Origin of the sequence: Nonomuraea diastatica (assembly GCF_004349015.1) — a bacterium.
GTDB lineage: Bacteria > Actinomycetota > Actinomycetes > Streptosporangiales > Streptosporangiaceae > Nonomuraea > Nonomuraea diastatica.
In genome coordinates this window covers 1-1,648 of the sequence record NZ_SMKP01000399.1, presented here as the reverse complement: position 1 = coordinate 1,648, position 1,648 = coordinate 1, and the positions used below count along the sequence as shown (strand labels likewise).

Sequence of the window (1,648 nt, the reverse complement as noted above, 5' to 3'; positions counted from 1 at the left end):
GACACCGCCCTGGCCGCCTACGAACACCAGCACCTGCCCTTCGACCGCATCGTCGAAGAGCTCCACCCCCAACGCGACCTCACCCGCACCCCCCTCGTCCAGCACGTCTTCGCACTCCAGACCGCGGCCACGGAGTCCTGGCAGCTGCCCGGGCTGCAGGCCCGCCGCCTGCCCCTGCACACGGGCACGAGCAAGTTCGACCTGTTCATGGCGCTGGAGGAGCGGCCGGACGGTTCCCTCGCGGGCACTGTCGAATACCCCACCGCGCTGTACGACGCGGCCACCATCGACCGGCTCGCCCAGCACTACGTGACGCTGCTCGGCCAGCTGGCCGGCGACCCGGGCGCCCCGGCGAGCCGGGCACAGCTCATGGACGAGGCGGCGCGGCAGGAGCTCGAGGCCCTGGTCAACGACACCGCACAGGACCTCGGCGAGCTGACCGTGCCCGAGCTGGTGGCCGACCAGGCGCGGCAGCGGCCCGACGCGGTCGCCGCCGAGTACGAAGGCGAGTGGATCGGCTACGCCGAGCTGGACTGGAAGGCGAACCAGCTCGCGCACCACCTGCGCGAGTCCGGCGTCGGCCAGGAGACGCCCGTGGCGGTCTGCCTCGAAAGAGGCCTCGACGTGCCGGTCGTGCTCCTCGCCATCCTGCGCGCCGGCGGCTGCTACGTCCCGCTCGACGCCGACTATCCGGCCGAGCGCATCGCGCACATGCTGGCCGACTCGCAGGCGCCGATCCTGCTGGCCGAGCGCCATCTCGCGCAGCGCCTTCATGCGCCTTCCGGCGTTCGCACGCTGATCTGGGAGGATGTGCGCGAGGTGCTGGGCGAGCAGCCCGCGCAGCCGCCCGCCGTGCGCCTGCGGCCCGACCACCTCGCCTACATCATGTACACCTCGGGCTCGACGGGCCGGCCCAAGGGCGTGCAGGTCACCCATCGGGGCATCGTGCGCCTGGTGCACCGGGCGGATTACGTCGAGTTCGGGCCCGAGCAGGTGTTCATGCTGCTCGCTCCTCTGTCGTTCGACGCCTCCACCTTCGAGCTGTGGGGAGCGCTGTGCAACGGCGCCACGCTGGCGATCTACCCCGTGGGGCAGCCGACCGCGGAGGGGCTCGAAGCAGCCATCCGGCGGCACCACGTCACGGTGTTGTGGTTGACGGCCGGTCTGTTCCACCTGCTGGTGGAGACCCGGCTGGAGGCGCTGGCAGAGCTCAGGCACCTCGTCGCAGGCGGTGACGTGCTCTCGCCCGCGCACGTCAGAGCCGTGCTCGACGGCACCCGGGTCAAGGTCAGCAACGGCTACGGCCCGACCGAGTGCACCACGTTCAGCTGCGTGAAGAGCGGCATCTCGCACGCCGACACCGAGTCCGCCATCCCGATCGGCGGGCCGATCTCCAACACGCAGGTGTACGTGCTGGACGCCGAGCTGAACCGGCAACCCGTGGGCGTCCCCGGCGAGCTGTACATCGGCGGGCCCGGTCTGGCCCGGGGTTACCGTGGCCGCCCCGGCCTGACCGCCGAACGGTTCGTGCCGAATCCGTTCGGTCCGGGCCGGTTGTATCGGACGGGTGATCTGGCGCGGTTGTCGCCGGGTGGGGAGCTGGAGTTCGTCGGGCGGGCCGATCATCAGGTGAAGATCCGTGGGCATC

1 protein-coding gene is annotated in these 1,648 nt (G+C 71.3%); it reads left to right on the top strand.

Annotated features, from left to right (window positions below; all coding sequences use genetic code 11):
- The coding region (locus E1294_RS51845; protein ID WP_132520708.1) for a non-ribosomal peptide synthetase at positions 1-1,648 on the top strand (1,648 nt) is incomplete at both ends.